Origin of the sequence: Paenibacillus nanensis, assembly GCF_003583765.1 — a bacterium.
Classification (GTDB): Bacteria; Bacillota; Bacilli; order Paenibacillales; family Paenibacillaceae; genus Pristimantibacillus; species Pristimantibacillus nanensis.
Genome location: NZ_QXQA01000007.1, coordinates 74,653 through 98,091 on the forward strand (window position 1 = coordinate 74,653; position 23,439 = coordinate 98,091).

Consider the following 23,439-nt stretch of genomic DNA (forward strand, 5'->3'; position numbering starts at 1 on the left):
TACGAACCAAAAACGTCATATTGTTCTGTTTCCGTTCCATGTATGATGAGGTTCATATTTTAAAACGCATACATTTATTGGGGAGAGGAACAAATGAGGGGAAGAAGGGGAAGGCTTATCGCTGTGGCGCTCATTCTCTTCGCAGTCGGATGGACGGCCGGTTCCGTTCTTATGGAGAAACAAGATGGGGGGAACCAGGGCGTCTTTACGAACGAATCGTCCCGCGCGCCGAATCATCATCAACCGATCCGCTTGAAACTCGGAATCTGGGAATCGAAGACGGACATCGAGTTTTGGACCAAAAAGGTGAAAGAATATTCTAGGCTAAAACCGAATGTGACGGTTGAAGTGGAGACAATTCCGGATAATAGCGGACAGTACCTTAAGGTTCGTTATGCCGCCAATGATTTGCCGGATTTGTTTTATTTGAAATCCGGTCATTTGCCGGTATACAAGGATTCCCTCCTTCCGTTGAATGGATTAGACGCGGCTCGAAGGAATAAGTTTCCCGGCGATATCGAGGGAGAGATTGTAGGATTGCCGCTCGTTTCGTATTCGGAATATGTCTATTATCATCCCAGCATTTTTCAAGAAGTAGGTATCGAGGTGCCCAAGACCTTGGATGAATTTATGGACGTTCTGGAGAAAATCAAAGACCATGGCCAATATATTCCAATCGCGATCGGCGGCAAGGACGAGTGGACGTTCTACCCGTTCATGGAATTTGGACCGGCGGTTCTAGCCAAGGATGTCAATTATTTATCCCGTCTGGCGAATACGGAGAAGCCTTTTGGTCCCGGATCAACCTTCGAGACATCCGCCAATATGCTTAGCCGGATTGCAGACCAAGAACTGGCGGGACCGAATGCGCTGAACATCGGGTTTGATCAGGCGACGCAATTGTTCCAGTCCGGCCAAGCGGCCATGATCGCGCTTGGGCAATGGTACTACTCCGAGCATCAATCGAAAGTGAATTATGATAGCGACCTGGATGCTTTTGCGCTGCCTTGGAGAGCGTCAAAGACGGAACAGATTTATTCGGCAACCATGCACGACCATTATATAGCAGTCAACAGACATTCCAAGCACACCAATGAAGCCGTCGCGTTTCTGGAATGGATGTTTAGCCCCGAAGTCTATCAAACCTACATTAACACTTCACAAAACACATCTACGCTGATTGATGTGGAATCCACCCTTCCTTTTTTTGCGGAAGTAAGAAACAAGCATCCTTTTGTCCCCTTTCTCTATAACGGACAGGATGAGAACTATATCCGAATTAAAAACGCTGCACAATATGATGAGAAGAAAAGCGGACAGGAAATATTCGCAGGCGCAGAAGTGGCGGACATCCAGAGAAAGCTGAACGACAACTGGTCAAAGGCAGTGCAAGCCTTAAATGATGCGGGAGGCGATAGGGATGGCGAAATTTCAAGCTCTCATCGTTGACGACGAACCTCTAGCCAGGTTGGCGCTTCGGGAGTACATTTTATTGACATCAGCCGATATTGAAATTGCGGGCGAAGCAGGCGACGGATTCGAAGCTTTAGCTTTCTTGAAAGAGCGTCAAGATATTGATCTCATTCTTGCCGACATTCAGATGCCGCGCATGAACGGGGTGGAGCTGCTGAAAGCGGTGCGCGAAGCGGCTTTTCCGCAGCAGCCTTTGGTCATTATGCTAAGCGCTTACAGCGACTATTCCTTTGTCCGAGATTCCTTTGTGCTCGGCGCGTTCGACTACATGCTGAAAGCGAAACTGGACGAAAACTATATCATCCCGGTACTTGAGAAGACAGTGGATGAATTGAATCGAAGACAAAGCCTCCTGGCGGATTCTCTCCCGTCTGATGAAGAAGAAACGGTCTGCTCGATTCTGCACCGCTTATCCGTGCTCCAAGAAACGGGGCAGCCTATGCTGGAGCAGAAGGAGGATTGGAACCGAAGCTTAGCTATCGTACGAAAGCACATGGGCGAAAAAAATCAAGAGGTTGCGCTGATCAGGCTTTCGGAGGCCGTCCCATTCGAGGATACCCACCGCATGATTCTTCAAACAATCAGAAGCGTAACGAATAAAGAGAGAAATGAAGGGATATGCCGAGTTTGCCGCCATGATGACCGGCATTACACGATATTTTTTACGTTCCCCGAGCAATGCAGCACAGTCGTCATCCGAAGACTGACCCATACGGTACTAACCGATGTTCAGATCAGGCTGCGTCAGTTTTTGAACTTGCGGATATCGATCGGAATCAGCCATGTTGCGAACGGCGTTATGCAATGGAGCCGGCTCTTTCAGCAGGCGGAACGGCTATCCGTCCTTAGTTACTTTCACGGCTATGATCATCTTTATTATCCCGAAGCGGCCAGACAAACGAGTATGCCGTCCGACAAACATAATCAATGGAAGGACAAGTGGAACTTGTTCAAGACGGAGCTGCTCAAATCATTAAAAGAAGCGGATCAATCGGTTTATAAGCGGCAGCTGCAGGATGGGTTCGGTTTGCTGATCGAGCGCTATCCTTCGTTTCCCGAACGGATCAAATCGGAGCTGAGCGAGATGATATGGGAAGCGGGGACGGTCATCTCCCGAAACGGTATTGCCTGGAACGATATCCAAGCGGTATTCCCTCATCCCGCCGAACAGGTTCGCCAGCTGGAGACTTGGGAGGAGACCGTTAAATGGATCGAGCAATTTCTGGAGCTGCTGCACGAGAAGCTGCATCCCGTCAGCAAAGGCGCGTCTGCCTGGCTTAGTCCGGTTGTGGCTAAAGCGAAGGCCATTATCGAAAAGCATTATGATGAGGAAATCTTATTGTCCACCATTAGCGAGATGGTAGGGGTCAGCGAAAGCTACCTCAGCAAACAATTCGCGAAGGAAACCGGCGTCAATTTTATCCCCTATTTAACGAATCTTCGAATCGAAAAAGCAAAGCAAGCCCTCGAGAACGGATTGAAAATTTACGACGTAGCCGAAAAGGTAGGGTATGTCAACCCCGAGCACTTCAGCAGAATCTTCAAAAAAGTAACGGGCGTCAGCCCAATCGCGTATCGCAAAAAATACGAGAGGCAGGCCTAGCCCAGCTCCTATTCCGCGCAGGAATCTAGAACAAAAATGATCAATATGAGGTCAAAAATGATCATTCGTAACGCGTCCTATAATTTGTATGCTAAATAAGCACCTAACCCGTGTACCCTCACTTTCCTTCGGGATTGTGAGGGTACACGCTCGTTGTAGGTGACGAATTCGTTTTCGTCTTTTCTAGTCTTGGAAACGTTTTCAATTTGAAGAAGGGTGGGTACTAGGATGAAACGTAAATGGTTGCTGAGCACGATGATTTGTATGCTGTGCAGTATGGTCTGGATGGCGGCGGTCAGCGCAGAGAAGCTGTCGGATTTCTCCTTGCGGACTTCGGAGAAGGAAACGCCGGAGGAATTGTTCACCATCACCTTGCATGGCAGTCAGATTCAAGATATGTACGCGTATGAAGCCAAGTTCGAGTTCGATCCTGCCAAATTGGAAGTCGTAAAAGCGGAAACCGCCATTAAGGGCTTTTCCGTTCAGCCGGTTATCAAAGATAACGTCGTTACGATTGCCCATACCAAAATCGGGAAGGTGAGCGGCGAAAAAGGCAGCTTGGATATTACGACAATCACTTTTAAAGCCAAAAAAGCGGGCTCCTCCAACGTGAAGTGGACTTCCATGAGACTGCTCGACAGCGATTTGAAGGATCAAACCTTCACGCCGAATACAATAACGACATTTACGAAGCTGTTCAAGGACGTCGTCAAGCACTGGGCCAAAGACGACATTATGGAGATGGTATCTCACGGTGTGGTAGAGGGAGTAGACAAGGAGCGTTTTGCTCCGGATAGCCAGGTGACGAGAGCGCAATTCGCGACGTTGATCGCCCGCGCGCTGAAGCTTAAAGCGGGTACAGGCGCGATGCCGTTCAAGGACGTAAAGTCCGGCGCCTGGTATGCGGACTCCGTAAAGAGAGCCTATTCGGCCGGCATTATCAATGGCGTTTCCAGCGCTTCCTTTGCCCCGGAAAAAAAGATTACCCGCGAAGAGATGACGGCCATGCTGATGAGAGCGAAAGCTTATGCGGACGGCGTGAACATCAACAGCCTTACGGCAGGCTCCATTGATTCATTCACCGACAAGAACAAAATCAGCGAATGGGCGAAGCAATCCGTCGGGTATACGATTTCCTCCGGTTTAATGAAGGGAAGAACAACGACGACATTTGCGCCGAAGGAAAACGCGACGAGAGCGGAATCGGCCGTTGTAATCAAAAGATTGCTGGCCGTCATTGACTAAAACCAGCTGCCGCGGCGATGAAACCATGGGGAGGAGGGGAGAAACAAGGCCGAAGCGTGCTAGCAAGCAAAAACGAGGGAGGTTGGCGTTTTGAGAACACGATTGAAGGCAATAAGTCTTCTTGCGGCGATGGCGCTGGGGGTGCAGCTGATGATGCCGGCTGCGCCGCTATTCGCGGCTGAAGGCGGAGGCGAAGTCTACTTCAAGGACTATCATGACAATGACATTACGGGCTGGACGGCAGCCAAAGGAACAGCAACGATTACTCCGGATAACGGAACCGTCAAAGCGGTAACGACAGGCGCTGTCATCCTTGCGGATACGGCCTCTCCAAGCCTTGCCGACGGGGAATACGAAGTGAAGCTGAAGTTCGCGGCGGCACCAAGCCGGTTCGGCCTTGTGTACCGCTATGCAGACAGCAACAATTACAACGTCATTCAGTACGATGTGAGCGGGTGGGGCTGGGACTCGGTCCAAAACGGATCCGAGACTTACGGCAACCTGACATCGGCGAACAGTCCGACCTTCGAAGCAGGCAGAACGTATACCTTCAAGCTTCGTTATGCGGGCGACAACGTTCAGCTGTGGATCGACGGCGTTAGCGTGTTAAACGCAAGCTTGCCGACTGTGCTTATGGGTGAAGGAAAGATAGGTCTGCGCAGCTGGTTCAACAATAAGACCATTACCATCGACGATGTGAAGGTGTCGGAGGTCGAGATTGCAGAGCCAGTCGCCAAACCGATTACCGTAACGGACACCATCGAGTCCGAGCGTATGAGCGTTGTCATTGACCAAGAGTTTCCGCGCGTGCAGAAGTACATATGGAAAAGCGGCAATGCGGAAATGCAGGGACAGATGAACGGTCTTAATGAAGTGAAAATCAATCAGGTTTCCTATTATCCGACTGCCGCCTCCTACCGGAAGTCTGCAGACGGGAGAGCAGCCGAGTATACGCTCGAAATACCCGAAATTGCCGTGACGCTTGAAGCAAAGCTGTCGGTTCAGGATAACGAGCTAACCTTCGAAATGGTCAATCTTCTTGAGGAGGGCACGGAGAAGGTTAGAACGATTGAGTTCCCTAACCATGACTTCATATCCGTTCACGCTGCCGAGCCGAAAGCGCATGAGACGGCGGCATGGATAACGGGCGACTGGGTTCCCGTTCAAGAGGAGTACAAGGATCTTGCGCAGGGGGCGGCGGATGTTAACGCCGGGCGCACATACGCCTTCCTTAATAACGATAAGCTGGCGGCAACCGTCATCACGAATGTCGTGAACGGATTCGATAAAGTCCGCGTGAAAGTGGCGAATGACCCGGTGCTGAATAATAAGAAAGCATCCGTCTCCGGGGGGACATGGATCTATCGGAACAATACCGTTCTGGAGCCGGAGGCTTTACCGAGGGCGACAGTCGTATTAACGCCGGATGCGAACGACGATGAAATCATCGACTGGCAGGATGGCGCGGTCGCATACCGTGAAGTGGCCGAAGCGCCGTACGGCAGCGATTTGATTAACAAAAGCTTCTCGTACATCAGCATGAACATCGGCTCAACAACCACTTCGCCATTTCTGCGCGCATTCGATAACGCGAAAAAAATATCGAATTTGACGGACGGATTTGGCCAGCTCGTATTGTTCAAGGGGTACCAAGCGGAAGGCCATGACGATTCCCATCCGGATTACGGCGGCCATATCGGCATACGCCAAGGCGGCAAGGAAGACTTTAACTTTGTGCTGGAGGAAGGCAAAAAATATAACATTTACGGCGGCGTTCATATTAACGCCACGGAATATATGACGGATGCGTTCCAGTACAAGCACGAAAATATGGTCCTTCCTTTAAGCAAAGGCTGGGGGTGGCTGGATCAGGCTTACTATGTGAACAAAACGAAGGATGTGGAATCCGGGGAGCTTGAGCGGCGCCTTCAAATGCTGAAGGATGATACAGGCGATAATCTGAGCTTTGTCTATGTCGATGTTTACTCCGGGGCGGACTATAACGCGAAGAAGCTGGCGGAGTATATTAACGAACGCGGCTGGATGCTCGGTACGGAATACGCGGGTCCGATTTTTGAGCAGGCGGCTTGGGTGCATTGGGGGACGGATCCGGCTTATCCGAATAAGGGGAATGACAGCAAAATCGTCCGGTTCCTCCGCAATTCGCAAACCGACGGCTTCTTGTCGACTCCTCTCCTCAAGGGGATGCAGCAGGCCGGGGTCGGCTATTGGCAGGGCAATCCGGAATCCAACAGCTACAAAGCGATGACTTCCACCTTCTTCAACCACAATTTGCCGACAAAGTACATGCAGAATTTCGATATTTTGAAGATGGAGACGGACCGCATTCTGTTCGACAATCATGTCAAGGTGGAGCGCCAAGCTGACGGGAAAATTCACTTAAGCAAGGACGGACATGATATCGCCGTTATGACGGACAGTGATCAAGTCACCAATAGCACAGTCTTCATTCCATGGGATCCTCATACGGAGGATAAGATCTACCACTGGAATCCGGCCGGCGGCGCAACCACATGGACGGTTCCAGCCTCTTGGAATGAAGTAGAGACGGCGAAGCTATATAAGCTGACAGATCTTGGACGTGAATGGGTTGCCGATGTTCAAGTAATCAATGATCAAGTGACGCTGCATGCCGAGGCCGGCATCGGATATGTGCTGTACCCGGATACGGCTCCTGTTCAGCCGGCAATGGTCTGGGGTGAAGGAAGCCCTGTGAAGGATATCGGCTTTGACAGCCAAGGCTTCAATTATTGGTCTAAAGCCTCATCTGCGTCTGCAACGAATCGTATTTCATTTGTGAAAAACAGCAATGCGGACGACCAATTGAAAGTAACGGGACCGGCAGACGCAACGATTACGCAAGAGATGACGGGCCTTGAAGCGGGCAAAACCTATACGGCGTCCGTGTGGGTCAGCATCGACGGCAAGCGGGAGGCTGAAATCGCCGTTCGGCAAGGCGATGAAGAGGTCGCGAACCACCTGGACAACACGGAGCTGGGGTACTTCAGCCAGCAGCACAAATATTACGGAAAGGCTTTCCAGCGCATCAAGGTGTCATTCGACGCCAAGAGCGATACAGCGCTGCTCATCCTGAAGGTGGCGGAAGGAGACGCAGCCGTCCTGTTTGACGACGTAAGAGTATGGGAGAATCCGTCGAAGACCGACGCAGGCGAGTCGGTCTTGTTCGAGGACTTCGAGAATGTGGACGAAGGCTGGGGACCGTTTGTCTATTCCCGGTCCGGTCCGGTACGAACGCATCTGGTTGAAAAAGCGGAGGATTCGTCCAAGCAATATTTCACCTATGTGCTGGACGGGAAATGGTCGCTGAAAACGAATGAGGAGGGTGTCGGCAATTGGCTGCGGACGCTGCCGCACACGCTTCGTTTGGAAGAGGATCACAGGTACAACCTGACCATGGATTACAATTCCGATCAAGCAGGCATGTACAGCGCAGCCGTTCGGGTTAATGAGAACGGCGCGGTACGCGAGCTCGCGAAGGAGGATTTGGCGGAAGGGAAACATACGCTGGATTTGAGCTTCGCTACAGACGGCGCGAAGGACGCATACTTAGAGATTGTGAAGAACTTCAACAATAATCAAAAGGAATTGACGGGTACGCTCGTATTGGACAATATTCGCGTGAACGACGAAGGCCGGATCGAGCCGGAAGAAGGCGTTCTGGTTGACCGGATCACGCTCTCGCCAAAAACTTTGGATATGAACAAAGGGCAATCGGCCGTCATCAGTGCGCGCGTTGAGCCGGCCAATGCTTATGACCGTTCTTTACAATGGACGTCCAGCAATCCTGAGGTTGTGAGCGTAGACCGTGACGGTAAAGTAACGGCTCTCGCAACGGGGACCGCTGTCATTACAGCAGCCGCAAAGGATGCCAGCGGAATAACGGCAACGGCAACCCTGAACGTGTATGAGCCAAACGAACAAATTCCACAGTCTCAAATGACTGCGTCAGCTACAAGCTTCCACCCGGGCGACGAGCCGTCCAAGGCGCTTGACGGAGACCCGGCTACCATGTGGCACACGCCATGGTACTCGACGCAATTGCCGGACAGCATCACGCTGGACCTGGGCGGTTCCTATGTCGTGAATCAATTGAATTACACGCCAAGAACAAGCGGTCAAAACGGCATCATTACGAGTTATAACCTGTACGCGAGCACCAACGGAACCGAATTTACGCTTGTGGCCAGCGGCGCTTGGGAAGGAGACGCTAGCGTCAAAAAGCTGCGGTTCGCCGGTACTCCTGCCACCCATTTGCGACTGGAAGCGACGGCCGGCGTGGGCAACTTCGCGTCGGCGGCGGAGCTTCAAGTATTCCGAGTTGCGGGTGACGAGGCTGATCCCGATCCGTCCACTTCTCTCGCGGCCCCGGCAGCGGTCGTCTCCGGTCAAGAGTTCGCCGTAACGCTCGGTCTGCGTCATATCGAACAAAATATTTACGCTCAGCGATATGCGGTCGACTATGACGAAAGCGTAATGGAATTCGTGGCGATGGAATCGTTAATTTCAGGGGTAGCCATTCTGGAACCTTCCGCCGCAGAGGATGGCACCGTTCATATCGTTGCGGCAAGCCAAGGCCAGGGCAACTCGGTTACAGGCAACCCGGATGTAGTGAAGCTGACGTTCAAGGCCAGAAACGTTGCGGACAAAGCGAGCGGTTCAATCGCGGTTGCTTTAGCCGAAATCTCTACCGGGCTAGGCGAAGAATCAACGCCTGCGCTTGTCAGCAGCTTGGTTGAGATCACGCCAGCAGTGAGCTCGGGCGATCTGAACGGGGATGACCGAGTGAGCATCGGCGACCTCGCGATGATCGCGGCACATTATGGCAAGACGGATCAAAGCCCGGATTGGAACGAGGCGAAGATTGCCGATGTGAACAGAGACGGCCAAGTTGACCTCGCCGACCTTGTGTTTGTAGCAAGAAAAATGGTTTAAGCTAAATCCGGCCGGCATATAGGAAAGATCTCAGCATGAGACTAGGCACACGATGTGATGAACATTGCATAATGCGCCTAGTCTTTCTTTTTGCCAATTTCTAACGAAAGAAGGCGTTTGAGGTTGAAAAAAACAGTGAGTTTATTTTGCATATTAGCCATGCTATGCAGCGTGGTCTCTTTACAAGCGGCCTCTGCGGACGGCGTTGTCAATGCAAAACCTAAAGTTATTCCAAGCTTGCAGCAATGGACGGGCGGAACGGGCGCCTATACGATCAATGATACATCTCGTATCGTATATGCCGGCGGCACGGAGCTGAAGGCGACCGCGGAGCTGTTCCAGAAGGATCTGATTGAGATTACAGGGCAGAATCTCCCGGTTGTGAGCGGCGAAACGCCGAAGAGCGGCGATTTCTATTTGACCCTCACCGGTACCGAGGACCCTTCGATCGGCGAGGAGGGCTATCTCTTCGAGGCTGGCGATTATGTGGCCATTCGCGCGAACACGCAGACCGGCGTGTTCTACGGAACTCGAACGGCGCTGCAAATTCTCGAGCAGGACGCGGAGAAGGACAGCATCGCCAAGGGGACGGCGAAGGATTTCCCACAGTATGAGGAACGCGGCTTCATGCTCGATGTCGGCCGTAAGTTTATCCCGATGAGCGACCTCAAGGAATATGTCAAGATTATGTCCTACTACAAACTGAACGATTTCCAGATTCATTTGAACGACAACGAAATATTCAAGGATAACAGCAGGGCGCATTGGAGCAAATACGAGGCCTTTCGCCTGGAAAGCGTCAAATATCCGGAACTGACGGCGAAGGACGGCCATTATACGAAGCAGGAATTCCGCGAGCTTCAGGACCTGGCGAATGTCCGCGGCTTGACGATTACGCCGGAGATCGATACGCCAAGCCATGCGCTGTCTCTGACTAAGCTCAGACCTGATCTGGTCCGGGACGACATGCCGGTGGACCATCTGGATATTACGAATCCGGAAGCGATCGCCTTCATTAAGGACGTTTGGGATGAGTACTTGGACGGCGGCTGGTTCGATACGGACACGGTGCACTTCGGGGCGGATGAATTCGCTCCCAACGACCGTTCGACCTACGAGGTTTACCGGGAATTTCTGAACATCATGAACGACCATTTCAAGTCCAAAGGGAAAAAGGCGAGAATGTGGGGCAGTCTGAATGCATTCCCCGGCACAACGGAAGTGGATAAGGATATAATCGTTCATGCCTGGAACAGCGGCTGGCAAAATCCGGTCACTTCGGTAGCCGAAGGGTTCAAGGTCATTAACACGCTGGATGCTTATCTCTACATCGTGCCGAAGGCCGGTTATTACTATGACTATTTGAATAAGCAATGGCTGTTCAACAATTGGACGCCCGCCTTTGTCGGCGGAAGCTCACAGCTGAATCCGGATGAGCCGAATTTATTGGGCGGCATGTTCGCGATTTGGAATGACATGCTCGGCAAAAAGGTTAGCGCTTCAGACGTACACGACCGCTTCTTCGAGGCAGCGCCGGTAATGGCGGAGAAGATGTGGAGAGGCCAATCCACGGATTCGACCTTTGCCGAGTTTGAGCGTCTTAGCGACCTGCTCGGAACAGGCCCGGGCTCCAATCTGTTCCATGACGTAACTTCGGCCGGGGATCTCGTCGTTCATTATTCGTTGGATGAGGGAAGCGGAGATACGGCCGCGGATTTGTCCGCCAACGCTTACGACGGCCGCTTGAGCGGGGCGGCTTGGACGAATGAAGGGAAGGCCGGAGGAGCGCTTGTGTTCGATGGACCGAGCGACCATCTCGCAACGGAGCTTATGACGAAGGGCTTCCCATGGACGGCCAGCGCTTGGGTGAAGCTTGATACGGATTCGCAGTCCGATGAAATTGTGCTTATGGAATCCGAGTTCGGCGCCTTGAAGCTGAAGCAAAAGGGCACCCCGTACGCGGGCTTCTCGCGCGAAGGCTTCGATTATAGGTTCGAGACAGCCGTCCCAGCTGGCCGATGGGTGCATGTCGCGTTCCAAAGCGACCTAAGCGGCACGTCCTTTTTCATGGATGGCGAGCTGAAGGGCAAATTGGCCGATAATACGCTGCTCCCCGTTGCAAGAATCGGCAGCGAATCGAATGCGCCTCAAGGAATGATCGACGAGGTCAAGGTGTACGATCGTCTGCTGAACGGCAATGAAATAGCAGCGGAAGCAGGTTCGCCGCCTTGGACCATGAATCTCGCATTCAATAAATCGGCGACGGCATCCTCGGTGGAGGCGAGCGCGTTCCAGCCCGGTCTGGCCGTTGACGGAGCAGTGTCCAGCAGCTCTCGCTGGTCGTCCGCGCATACGGACAACGAGTGGATCACGGTTGACCTTGGCGAGCGGCAGGACATAAGCAAAGTTGTTCTGAAGTGGGAAGGAGCCTATGCCAAAGGCTACAAGCTTCAAGTTTCGGAAGACGGGCAGCGCTGGACGGACGTCTATGCGACGACTGCAGGCGTCGGAGGCGTCGAGACGATTAAATTCCCGACGGAACGGGCGAAGTTTGTGCGGATGCTAGGCACGAAGCGTTCGAGCACCTACGGTTACTCGTTATACGAATTCGAGGTGTATGCGCCGAATCCATACGAGCCGGTGCCGGTCCCCGAGCCGGTGCGGTATTCGGAGACCTTCGAGGATCAGAATCTGGACAACTGGATTCACCCCATTGGCGCTGCCGGGACGAAGTCACTGACCGCATCGCCGTCGAACGCGAACGAGCATTCGGTTCAGTTAAGCGCTAATAATACGAGCAACGTGTTCGTGGATCAAAGCTCTCCTGTCCTGAAGGACGGCGAAATCGAATTTAGGATAACGCCGCAAACCGATGGCATTCGCGCCGGATTAATTTTCCGCTATGTGAATGAAGGAGAGTGGGCATCCGTCGGGTATGACAACGGGGCTTGGTATTGGGTGAATGCCCAAGACAGCTACGGACGGATGACGAACAACGTGGGCGCGCAATTGAAGAAAGGCGCGACCTCCACCGTCAAAGTGAAGTTCGAGGGATCGCATATTACGCTGGTTGTGAACGGAACGACTTATTATGAAGGAGCGATCGCGTCGCTGCCGAACCAAGCCGGGCAAATGGGCGCCAGAGTGTTCGGACCGACAGTCGCCGTATTCGACGACTTCCATTACTCGAATAACGTGGCGGAAGTGCCGGTAACCGGCATTGAGCTGAACAAACCGGCCATCGTCTTACAAGAGGGCGAAAGCGCGGAGCTTATCGCGCGCGTGCTGCCGGGCGGCGCGACGAACAAAGCCGTCATCTGGGCAAGCGGCGACGAAGCGAAGGCGAAGGTCGAGGTGGTGGACGGCAAGGCCATCGTTACCGCTGTCAGCGCGGGCACTGCGGAGATCAGCGCCACAACCGAATCGGGCGGCTTTACGGCGGTCAGTCAAGTAACCGTTCTTGCCAAAAACGACGAAGGGCCAGCCACTGCGCTCGTTGCGCCGGTCAGCGTGAAGGCGGGAGAACCGTTCAAGGTCCGACTCGGCCTGCAAAATCTCGAGAGGGCGGCATACGCGCAGGATCTGCTGGTTCAATACGACTCGGCTCTGATGAAATTCGTCTCTGCCAAGTCGCTGCCAGACGGCGTATCTCTCGTGGAGAGCAAAGCTTCGGCCGGAGCTCTTCGTCTAGTCCTGGCAAGCCAAGGCGAGACCAATGGCGTCAGCGGCGACACGGAGGTTATGGAGCTTACGTTCACGGCGAAGCCGCTGAGGCAAGCTGAATCGGGCACTATTACCGTTGCGGACGCGAATCTTGGGTATAGCGACGGTGCGGAGGAGAAAGCGGCCGCTTCGACGGTCACGATCTCTATCGTACCGGGAGAGCCGAATCCGGACGTGAACGGGGATAACCGCGTCAGCATCGGCGACCTGGCGATTGTCGCCGCGAACTACGGCAAGTCGGAGCAGGATGCGGATTGGAACAGCGTGAAGCATGCCGATGTCAATATGGACGGCAAGATTGACCTGAGCGACCTGGCGGCGATAGCCCAATCCATTATGGGATGACAGCTCAAATAAGCGGGAATAGGGGGAATTAAATTGAGAACGTTCAAGCATGCATCGGCGATCACGGCAGCCTCATTAGCCATCGTGTTAACGCTCTTCTCTTTCTATCTGCTGCACGCGGATAGAGCGGAAGCGGCTTCGGTCGGCGCGATTACCAAATTTGAAAAGACGGACGACAAAACCTTCACGATTACGGCCGGCAGCGATAAGGTGCGGGTCATCTTCAACCGGGAAGATATGGTTCGCATCTGGCTCGGCGTCGGGGGCAATTTCACTACGCTCAGCGGGAAATTCGGACCGGAGCCTGCCGAGCCGATCGTCGTAAGCGATGACTTCGGACAGGTGGAGGTCGATTGGTCGGATGAGGGCGATTATTACAAGATGGAGACAAGCGAATTTGTATTGCGGGCTTACAAAAGCCCGCTCAAGTTCGCCATGTACCAGAAGGATAATGAAACGGTGGTATGGGAAGAAGCGGCCAGCTTGACGCATAACGGCACATCGGCCACGCAGCAGCTTGTGCGCGGCGAAGAGGAGTACTTTTATGGCGGCGGCATGCAGAACGGCTTCTTCAACCACCGCGACCGCAAAATTTCGATTGCTGCGAATTATGGGGACTGGGGAAGCGGCACGGTGTCCAATCCGTCGCCCTTTTACTTAAGCACCGCAGGTTATGGGGTGCTGCGCAACACGTTCCAGAACGGCACGTACGATTTCGACAGCACGCTGAGCTTGACGCATCAAGAAAATCGGTTCGACGCTTATTATTTCTACGGAGACAGCATGAAGGACATTTTGGACGGCTATACCGACTTGACCGGCAAACCGACGCTTATCCCGAGATGGGGGATGGGGCTTGGCGACGCGAACTGCTATAACAAGCCGCCGGATACGACGACGGACGTCATCGACAGAATTGCCAAAACGTACCGCGATTATGATATGCCAGGCGGGTGGATTCTGCCGAACGACGGTTATGGCTGCGGTTATACGCAGCTAAAGGAAACCGTTGACGAGCTGGAAAAGCTGGGCTTCCGTACGGGATTATGGACGCAAAACGGTGTGGACCGAATTGCGGAGGAGGTCGGCGAGGCGGGCACGAGACTTGCGAAGCTGGATGTGGCTTGGGTCGGACCTGGCTATGATTTCGCCCTTGACGCAAGCAGGCAAGCGCTTGAAGGCATTGAAAACAATTCGGATTCGCGCGGCTATGTCTGGTCGGTCGGCGGCTGGGCGGGCACGCAGCGGTACTCGACCGTCTGGTCGGGGGATCAGGCAGGGAACTGGGAATATATCCGGTTCCACATTCCGACGTATATCGGGGCCGGCCTATCCGGCATTCCTTATGCGTCAAGCGACGTAGACGGCATTTTCGGCGGAAGCGCCAAAACCCAGGTCCGCGATCTGCAGTGGAAGGCCTTTACGCCAACGATGATTAATATGTCCGGCTGGGCGGCGAGAGATAAACAGCCGTGGGTATGGGGCGAGCCTTATACGAGCTACAATCGCGACATACTGAAGCTGCGCGAGCGGCTTACCCCGTACTTCTACACGTATTTGAACGAAGCGTACGAATTCGGGGTTCCGATGGTGCGCGGGATGGTCTACGAGTACCCGAGCGATGTGAATGCCAAGGGCACGTTGACGCAATATCAATTCATGTCCGGCGAATCGTTCCTGGTCGCGCCCGTCTATCAGGATACAACCGTAAGGAACGGGATTTACTTGCCGAAGGGCAAATGGATCGATTACTGGACCGGCGAGGAGCATTACGGCTCCAAGATGCTGGATGAATATGAGGCGCCGCTCGAGCGTCTGCCGCTCCTCGTCAAGGGCGGGGCGATTATTCCGATGTACCCGGAGGCGCTGTATGACGGCCAGGTGCCGCCGAATCCGATCACGTATGATATTTATCCGTATAAGACATCCAGCTTTACGATGTATGAGGATGACGGAAATACGAAGGAGCATCGCGACGGCAAATTCGCGACCACAACCATTACCTCCATCGCGCCTGAGGAGGGAGCGGGCGACCTTGTCATACAGGTCGGGGCGAGCGTTGGGGATTACACGGGCAAACTTGCGAAGCGTACGAACCAATTCATGGTCCATATGCCGAATGAGCCCGATGCGGTCACTGTAGACGGAAGCGAATACGCGAAAGCCGCTTCGAAGGCAGCTTGGGAAGCATCGGTCGGCGGCTGGTACTACGATGCGGCGGACAAAGGCGGGATTCTCTATGTGAAGACGCCCGACCTTCCTGCGGACGAAGCCTTTGAACTGAAAGTATCCGGGTTCGTCGCGGATACGACGCCGCTTCTGGAGGAAGTGAAGATCGAGCTCCCTCAAGTAGACAATGATCCCAGCCGCATTCCGCAAGGGGATATGATGGCGACGGCGACAAGCGCCGATACAGGGGCGCCTGCCGCGAATGCCCTGGACGGCAACTTTGAATCGATCTGGAGCACGCCGTTAACGGGAACCGCTGCGTTGCCGCAGTCCATTACACTGCATCTCGGATTCAAGCAGCCGGTAAATAAGCTGAAATACATGCCGAGACAGTACGGCGGCGCAGACGGAACGATTACCCGGTATAACGTCTATACGAGCTCGGACGGCATCGCTTATACATTGGCGAGCAGCGGCGAATGGGCGGCGAATAAGCAGGAAAAGTCAGCTGCTTTCGATACGGTGGAAGCGCTGTATGTCAAACTCGAAGCGGTGGAAGGGGTTGGCGGTTTGGCTGCCGCTTCCGAAGTGAATGTCTATCGAGATCTAACGAAGCCGGCTCCAACCGCCATTGCCAAAAACGGGATGAAGGCTTCGGCGTTAAGCTTCCAGCCGGGTGCCGAAGCGGCCAAGGCAATTGACGGCGATCCCAATTCCGTATGGCATACGAAGTGGGACGGATCGGATAAACTGCCGCAATCGATCATTGTTGATCTCGGCAAGCCTTATTCGATCAGTCAATTCCGTTACGCGCCGCGCACGGATGCCGGAAACGGGACGATCACATCGTACAACTTGTACGTAAGCACGGACGGCCAAACCTATACGAAGATATCCGAGGGCTCCTGGATCCGGAACAATCTGAAAAAATACGTCATGTTTGACGCCTTGACCGCGCGTTACGTGAAGCTGGAGGCGGTCGCCGCTGTCGGCGGCTTCGTATCCGCCTCGGAGCTCGATGTCTATGAAGCCCCAAAAGCTGCGCCAGTCATGCAATTAATCTCGGAGGGCAAGCCGGCGTCAGCTGACAGCGAAGAAGCCGCGAACCCGGCCTCCGCAGGAAATGACGGCAATCCTGCAACGAAATGGTCGGCTAATGACGCGCTTCCGAATCATACATGGACGGTCGATCTGGGCGAGATGTATTCGATTCAATCCTCGGAGGTAGCCTTCGAGCACAGCGATAAGCTGTACAAATACAAAATTGAGGTGCGTGAAGCGGGCGGTACGAATTGGATTACGGTCGTTGACCGGACGAACAATTCGACGATAGGCGAGGTCATTACGGATCAATTCGGCAGCCGGGGCCGGTACGCAAAAATTACGATTACGGGGCTGCCGGATGCCGGATTCAAAGCAAGCTTCAAGGAGTTCAAGCTTTACGGCATTTCGTTAGGCGAAGCACAGCCGCCTACCGGCATTACAATCGATCAACCGGCGCTTTCCCTGCAAGTTCTCGGCGAGCCGGTTACGCTGGTCGCGACGGTCGAGCCGGCGGATGCAACGAATAAGACGGTAATCTGGTCTAGCAGCGACCCTGGTATCGCCAGCGTGGACAGCAGCGGTAAGGTTATCGCAAAAGGTGAGGGGACTGCGGTTATCACTGCGGCTACGCAAGAGGGCGGCTTAACGGCAACAAGCGAGGTGACCGTAACCGGCCAGCCAGGACTGATCGAAATTCCGCAAAGCCAGATGACCGCATCGGCGACGAGCGAGCAGTCGGGCGTTAATGACGCAAGTCTGGCGCTTGACGGCAATCCGGAAACGCATTGGCATACCCGATGGTTCAACGTCGATCCGCTCCCGCAGTCTTTAATTGTCGACCTGGGCGGAACGTACACCGTTAGCAAAATCGGCTACTTGCCAAGACCGGAGGCCAGCAATGGAACAATTACGGCTTACCAGGTGTACACCAGTCTCGACGGTGTCCAATATACGAAAGCGTCCAGCGGCAATTGGCTCCGCAACAACAAGCTGAAGGAAGCCAACTTCACGCCTGTGGAGGCAGCCTATGTGAAGCTGGAAGCGGTTCAAGGGGTTGGCGATTTCGCTTCCGCCGCTGAGTTTACCGTGTTCCGGACAAATCCGGTCGCTACAGAACCTAATGCCCGACTAACGGGACCAAGCGCTGTTCGGACGGGAGAGAGCTTCCAGGTCTATTTCGGCTTAGACGGCTTAAACAAGGACGCGTATGCGCAGGACGTTACTATCGACTATGACGCCTCCTTGATGGAGTTTGTCTCGGCGAAATCGGTTATGGAGGGCGTCCAGCTGGTGGAGACCATCGCGGAGGAGCCAGGTAAGCTTCGCTTCATTCTGGCGAGCGAGGGCGCCGGTCACGCAGTAACCGGGGACGCGCGAATATTGGAGCTTAGCTTCAAGGCGAAAGCGCTGGCGGCGGCCGCAAAAGGAACAATTGAAGCTGCGGATGTTATTCTTGGTCATGCGGACGGCCAAGAGACGAAGGCGAAAGCAGCAGCCATGGAAATTGAATTTACAGTCTTTACGCCTGGGGATAACAATCAGGACGGCCGTATAAGCATCGGAGACTTGTCTCTTCTGGCGGTTCATTACGGCAAGGATGAGACCAGCGCGGATTGGACGCAAATCGCGCATTTGGATATTGTGAAGGACGGACGAATTGACATTCTGGATCTGGCGCATTTGGCAAGCAAAATATTGAATGTGTAATTGAACGGCGTATTAGGAAGCGTTAACAGGTCTATGATGGCTAGGCAAGGCGTCATAGGCCTGTTTTAAAAAGCGTCGTTACAGCAGAGGCGGTCAGTCGGATGTATGGTCTTGTCCAGTTAGGGAGGAAGCTTGCCATGCGCAATTTTATAATGATTCTTTTTTCATTCTGTTTATTGATCGCCTGCTTCCATTCATCCGGGTGGTTGCTCAATGCCGAAAAAGCGGAGGCGGCAGAAGGACCAAACACGGCTAATTTGCTTCCTCAAACTAACATCACCCTAAAGCAGGTCAGCAGCGAGGAAACACAGGGAGAGGATGGCAGGGCGGTTAACGCGTTCGACGGCAATCCGAATACGTTCTGGCATTCGAAGTATTCCTCCGGCACCGATGCTCACCCTCATACGCTAGACTTGGGTCTTGGAGGGACGCACGAAATTAGCGGCATTCGGTATCTTCCGAGACAGACGGCTAATTCGAACGGCTCCGTCAAAAGCTTCGAGGTCTACGTGAGTGTGGACGGGGTCAATTGGGGAGAGCCAGCGGCTTCCGGAACGTTCGAGAACAGCAAGGATGAGAAGGAAGTATTGTTCGGAGAGCCGGTTATTGCCAACCATCTTCGTTTCGTCGCATTGAGCGAAATGAACGGCCAGCCCTTTACGACGATAGCCGAGCTGAATGTCCTTCAAACCGAAGCGAATCGTGAGCTGGAGAAGGCGCTGAAGTCAGATCCTGAGTCGGTATCTCTCGAGGTTGGCCAAACGAAGCAAGTTCATGTCTCTTGGTTGTTTGGGAGCGAGGCGAAGAAGGATGTAACAAGCGTTATCCGCTACACATCTCTTGACCCGGAAGTGGCTACCGTAAGCAATAGCGGCGTGATTACGGCTAGAGACGCAGGGACAACGACGATTCGGATGGAGCACGGGGATGCGGCGCCAGCTCGGGTTACCGTACAGGTAACGGGCGGAGAAGCAAACCGCGATTTAACGGTAACGCAAGAAGGGAGTCTCGTTACAATCGGTAATTGGCATATGGCCCGTGTCTTTGATACTTCGAACGGTAAGCTGCGGACTCTAAAGCTCATGAACAAACGCTCCGGCAATACGGCCGAAGTGCAGGGGGGCGAGGAGTTTATTCTGTATTTGGCGGATAATGCCCGGCTGCTTGCCTCCGACCTCAGCCTGGACGGATGGGACGTGCGGGATGAGGAGGACGGCGGCAAAACGGTTACCTTTCGCTTTCAGCCCAAAGACCAGATAACGGTCGCACTGGTTGTAAATATGAAGCCCAATGACCATTTCATGCGCAAACATCTGGACATTCAAAGCGCAAATGAAGGCCTGCATTTGAATCGGATCGAGCTTGAATCGTTGAGCGTTCCGGGTCCATTCTGGTCAACTCCTGTAACGGGACGGGAAGGTTTCGGTCAGCCGGTCTACGCCAACGATCTTTTCTTCGGCGTCGAGTTTCCAGGGGCGGACAATAGGCTGGTCAACCAGAAGGTCGTATCGGCATACGCAGCCGGGAATCCCGAGGCGGGAGCCGGCAGGGTGATCACGAAAACATCGGTGACGGGCGCCGCGCCTTCGAAGGAAGAGATCCGAGCGGCATTTTTGGCTTATGTCGATACGATCGCGCTGCCGCCTCGGTTCCAGCTGCAGTATAACGGCTGGTTTGAGCTCTATCATGACGCGAACTCGCAAAGTCTCCTCAGAACCTATAAGGAAATCGAGAAGGGTATGAGCTCATATGGGGTGCGTCCTCTCGATATTTATGCGGCGGATGATGGATGGGCGGATTGGAACAGAGGCTTCTGGGATTTTAATCTAGCGACCTTTCCGAACGAATTCCGAGACCAAGCCGAGCTTCTGAAGCATTATCAATCGCAGTTCGGCGTATGGCTGGGGCCAGCGGGCGGCTATAAGTCGCCGGGCGCGTTCTCGTCCCGCCTGCAACGCGAATACGGGTACGAAACGATCGGCGGCTACATGGATGTGACGGGTCCGAAATATACACAGGCTTTAAAAGAAAGGATGATGGCGTTAACCGATGAATTCGACATCCAATATTGGAAGCTGGACGGATTCGTTATGGTTGACAACGCGGTTACAAGCGAGCCCTCCTACTTTACGCGATTTTGGGATACCTGGATCGATATTTTTAAAGATTTGCGAGAGCACGAAAAGGAGATTTTCCTGAATATTACGACGGGAAGCAACAACAGCCCTTGGCTGCTGCCGTATGTGAACTCGATCTGGCTTAATATCGGGACGGATGCCGGCTATCGCGGAACGGGCAGCGACCGGGACCAGATGCTTACTTACGTGGATGACAAATATTATACGCGATTCAAGGTGCAGCAAAGCCAAATGCCGCTGCGATTTATTTACAATCATGAGCCGGTTCACGGTATTTATGTCAAAAATCCGGCTGGCCGGGATTATACGCAGACGCTTGAGGAATTCCGAAAGTACCTGTTTATGTGCCTCGTTCGAGGAACCGGATTTGTCGAGGTGTATTATTCGCCTAGCCGCTTTGATGACGCCCAGTGGACGGTCAACGCGGACGCGCTGAAATGGGCCGAAAACAATTTCGACGCGTTATCCCAGACGGATATGATCGGCGGCAGTCCGATTGCGGGCGATGTATACGGCTATTCGGGCTGGACGGCGGAAAAAGGCGTCGTTGGCCTGCGCAATCCTTCCTCCCAGACGAAGACTTATGCGTTGAAGCTGGATACGCTGATCGGCGTGAAGGATCGAACCAAATCCTATTACCGCAGCACAGTTTATCCATATGGTGCGGCGCAGGACGGCCCGTACGCATACGGTGACACGATCACTGTGACGCTTGAGCCGTACGACGCTTTTGTGTGGCAGTTTGAGACGGCTCTCGACGAGACGAGTCCCGAGATCGTCCGGGCGCGAGCGGCAAGCGGAAGCCAACTCGAGCTGATCTTCAATGAGCGGGTGGAACGCGCAGCGGCAATCCATCCCGCGAATTACAGTTTAAACAACGGAGCGGCGGTGGAGAGCGCCGTACTTGGCGAGGACTTCAAAACGGTTATATTGACCGTATCCGGGCTGCGCCAAGGCGTGCCTTATACCCTGACTGTTAACCATGTCCAAGATATGGCGGGTAACGTCATAGCGGCGGACACCGCGCGCGAGCTTTACCGCGCGGACGATGGTCTCGTGGCGCATTGGGAATTCGCCGAGCAATCGGGCGGTATTGCGCAGGACTCCTCCGGCAACGGCAACGCCGCGGTCATTCATGATGCTGAACGCACGGTCAGCGAAGACGCGAATGCGCTTCGTTTCAACGGCGTCTCCTCCTATGTGGAGGCAGGGACGGCAGCCTCCGTCACATCAGCGGGGGATATGGCCGTTTCGGTTCGAATCAACACCTTGTCATCACAGAAGCAGGTCATCATTCAACAAGGCGCCCCAGGCGCTGCGGCAGGGTATTATCAGCTGAGCGTGAACGAGAATGGTTACGTGGAATGGCTGATGAGCGACGGGGCAACCGACGCAGGCTTCCTGGCCGTCTCGGATACCGCAGTGAATGATGGGCAGTGGCACCGCATCGTTGCGGTTAGGGAAGCGAACGGACTTGGCAAAATTTATGTGGACGGCAAGCTGGACGGCTCCGGCTATACGGGAACGAGCGTCAACCTGCAGCCGTCGGATCTATACATCGGTGCGAATGGTCCTGGAGGACCTGGCCAAACGCAGCACTTTGACGGAGAACTGGCCGATATCCGGATTTTTAACCGCAGCCTCCCCTATGATGAGGTTGAGAGCATGGATACGGACGCGCCAAGCTTCCTTGCGCAGGAAAATTGGTCGCTTCATTACACAGACAGCGAGCATACGGCGGGGGAGGACGGAAGAGCCGTTAATGCGTTCGACGGCAGCCCGAATACGTACTGGCATACCCGGTATTCACCGGACGCCCCCATGCCTCATGAGATCCAAATTGATCTCGGCGAAACGCATGAATTGAACGGCTTCGTCTATACGCCGCGCAAGCAGATGAACGGCAGCAAATTCGCGAACGGCATCGTGAAGGATTACGAATTCTACGTCAGCATGGATGGCGAGCGTTGGGGAGAACCCGTCGCGTCCGGTATGTTCGCTCCGGACAACACGGACAAGGAGGTCTTATTCGGCAGCGGCGTGATCGGCCGCTATGTGCGGCTGGTTGCGCGCAGCGAGATTTACGGTCAGGCGTTTACCACCGCCGCGGAGCTGAATGTGATTCAATCCAAGCATAACCGGCTCATGAAGACAATGAAGGCGAGCAAGCCGTCCGTATCGCTTGCGCCAGGCGAGTCCGAGCGTCTGCAGGTTACCTGGCAATTGGGATCGCTGTCCAAGTTAGACTTAACGGAGCATGCCGCTTACTCGTCGGACAATGCGAATATCGCGTCGGTGGATGACCAGGGCAATATTACGGCGGTCGCGGACGGAACTACCATCATACGAATTCAATATGAATCGCTTGAACCCATTTTTGTACCGGTAACAGTAACATCCGGCTCTCCGCAGCATGTGAAGGCGACGCTTTCAGGACCTGATGAGGCGGAATCGGGGGAACAATTTGAGGTGAAGCTCGGACTCCGTAATGTGAATCGTCCCGTTCTCGCCCAAGATATGACGCTTCGCTTCGATTCTTCGAAGATAAACTTGGAAGCTGCCGATTCGTTGACCGGCGGTGTTCAAATTGTAGAATCGAGCCTTATTGCGCCTGGTCATATTCGCTTCTTCGTCGCAAGCACAGGCGAGGCCAATGCTGTGGTAAGCGACTCCGAAATTTTGGAACTAACGTTTACCGCGAATGAGGTTGCTGAATCACTAAGCGCTGACATTAACGTAACGGCGATTACGCTCGCCGGTCGCGATGGGAGCGAGTTTGCGGCGGAGCCCGCCGAAATAAGCGTTACCCTCACCGCCGCTAATCCTGGATTAACCTTGGATATCAATGGCGACGGCAGAGTGAGCATCGGCGACCTTGCGATTGCAGCCTCTTATTATGGCGCATCAGCGGCAAGCCCGAATTGGCAGGAAGCTAAACGCGCCAATGTGAACGGAGACGAACAGATCGACATCGCGGACTTAGCGTTGATTGCCCGTCAGCTTCTACAGTAGACGGAG

Annotated in this window: 7 protein-coding genes; all 7 read left to right on the forward strand. The window is 53.8% G+C overall.

Annotated elements, in window-relative coordinates:
* Positions 1-93 precede the first annotated feature (93 nt).
* A complete protein-coding gene (locus tag D3P08_RS12945; protein ID WP_119600112.1) occupies positions 94-1,449 on the forward strand; it encodes an ABC transporter substrate-binding protein in 1,356 nt (451 codons plus the stop codon).
* Positions 1,421-3,076 (forward strand): helix-turn-helix domain-containing protein, encoded by a 1,656-nt coding sequence (locus D3P08_RS12950; RefSeq protein ID WP_162848458.1) that lies wholly within the window; start codon positions 1,421-1,423, stop codon positions 3,074-3,076. The genes D3P08_RS12945 and D3P08_RS12950 overlap by 29 nt, the downstream gene beginning before the upstream one ends.
* 228 nt (positions 3,077-3,304) lie before the next feature.
* The gene (locus D3P08_RS12955) at positions 3,305-4,321 is read left to right on the forward strand and encodes an S-layer homology domain-containing protein (protein WP_119600114.1); all 1,017 of its coding nucleotides are present in this window, start codon (positions 3,305-3,307) and stop codon (positions 4,319-4,321) included.
* Positions 4,322-4,411: 90 nt separating this feature from the next.
* Positions 4,412-9,295: an endo-alpha-N-acetylgalactosaminidase family protein gene (locus D3P08_RS12960; RefSeq protein WP_119600115.1), complete on the forward strand. Its 4,884-nt coding sequence runs from the start codon at positions 4,412-4,414 to the stop codon at positions 9,293-9,295.
* Between the two features lie 123 nt (positions 9,296-9,418).
* Positions 9,419-13,363 (forward strand): family 20 glycosylhydrolase, encoded by a 3,945-nt coding sequence (locus D3P08_RS12965; RefSeq protein ID WP_119600116.1) that lies wholly within the window; start codon positions 9,419-9,421, stop codon positions 13,361-13,363.
* A 33-nt stretch (positions 13,364-13,396) separates the two neighbouring features.
* The gene (locus D3P08_RS12970) at positions 13,397-18,283 is read left to right on the forward strand and encodes a discoidin domain-containing protein (RefSeq protein ID WP_119600117.1); all 4,887 of its coding nucleotides are present in this window, start codon (positions 13,397-13,399) and stop codon (positions 18,281-18,283) included.
* A gap of 137 nt (positions 18,284-18,420) precedes the next feature.
* Positions 18,421-23,433 (forward strand): discoidin domain-containing protein, encoded by a 5,013-nt coding sequence (locus D3P08_RS12975; RefSeq protein ID WP_162848459.1) that lies wholly within the window; start codon positions 18,421-18,423, stop codon positions 23,431-23,433.
* The last annotated feature ends 6 nt before the right edge of the window (positions 23,434-23,439 follow it).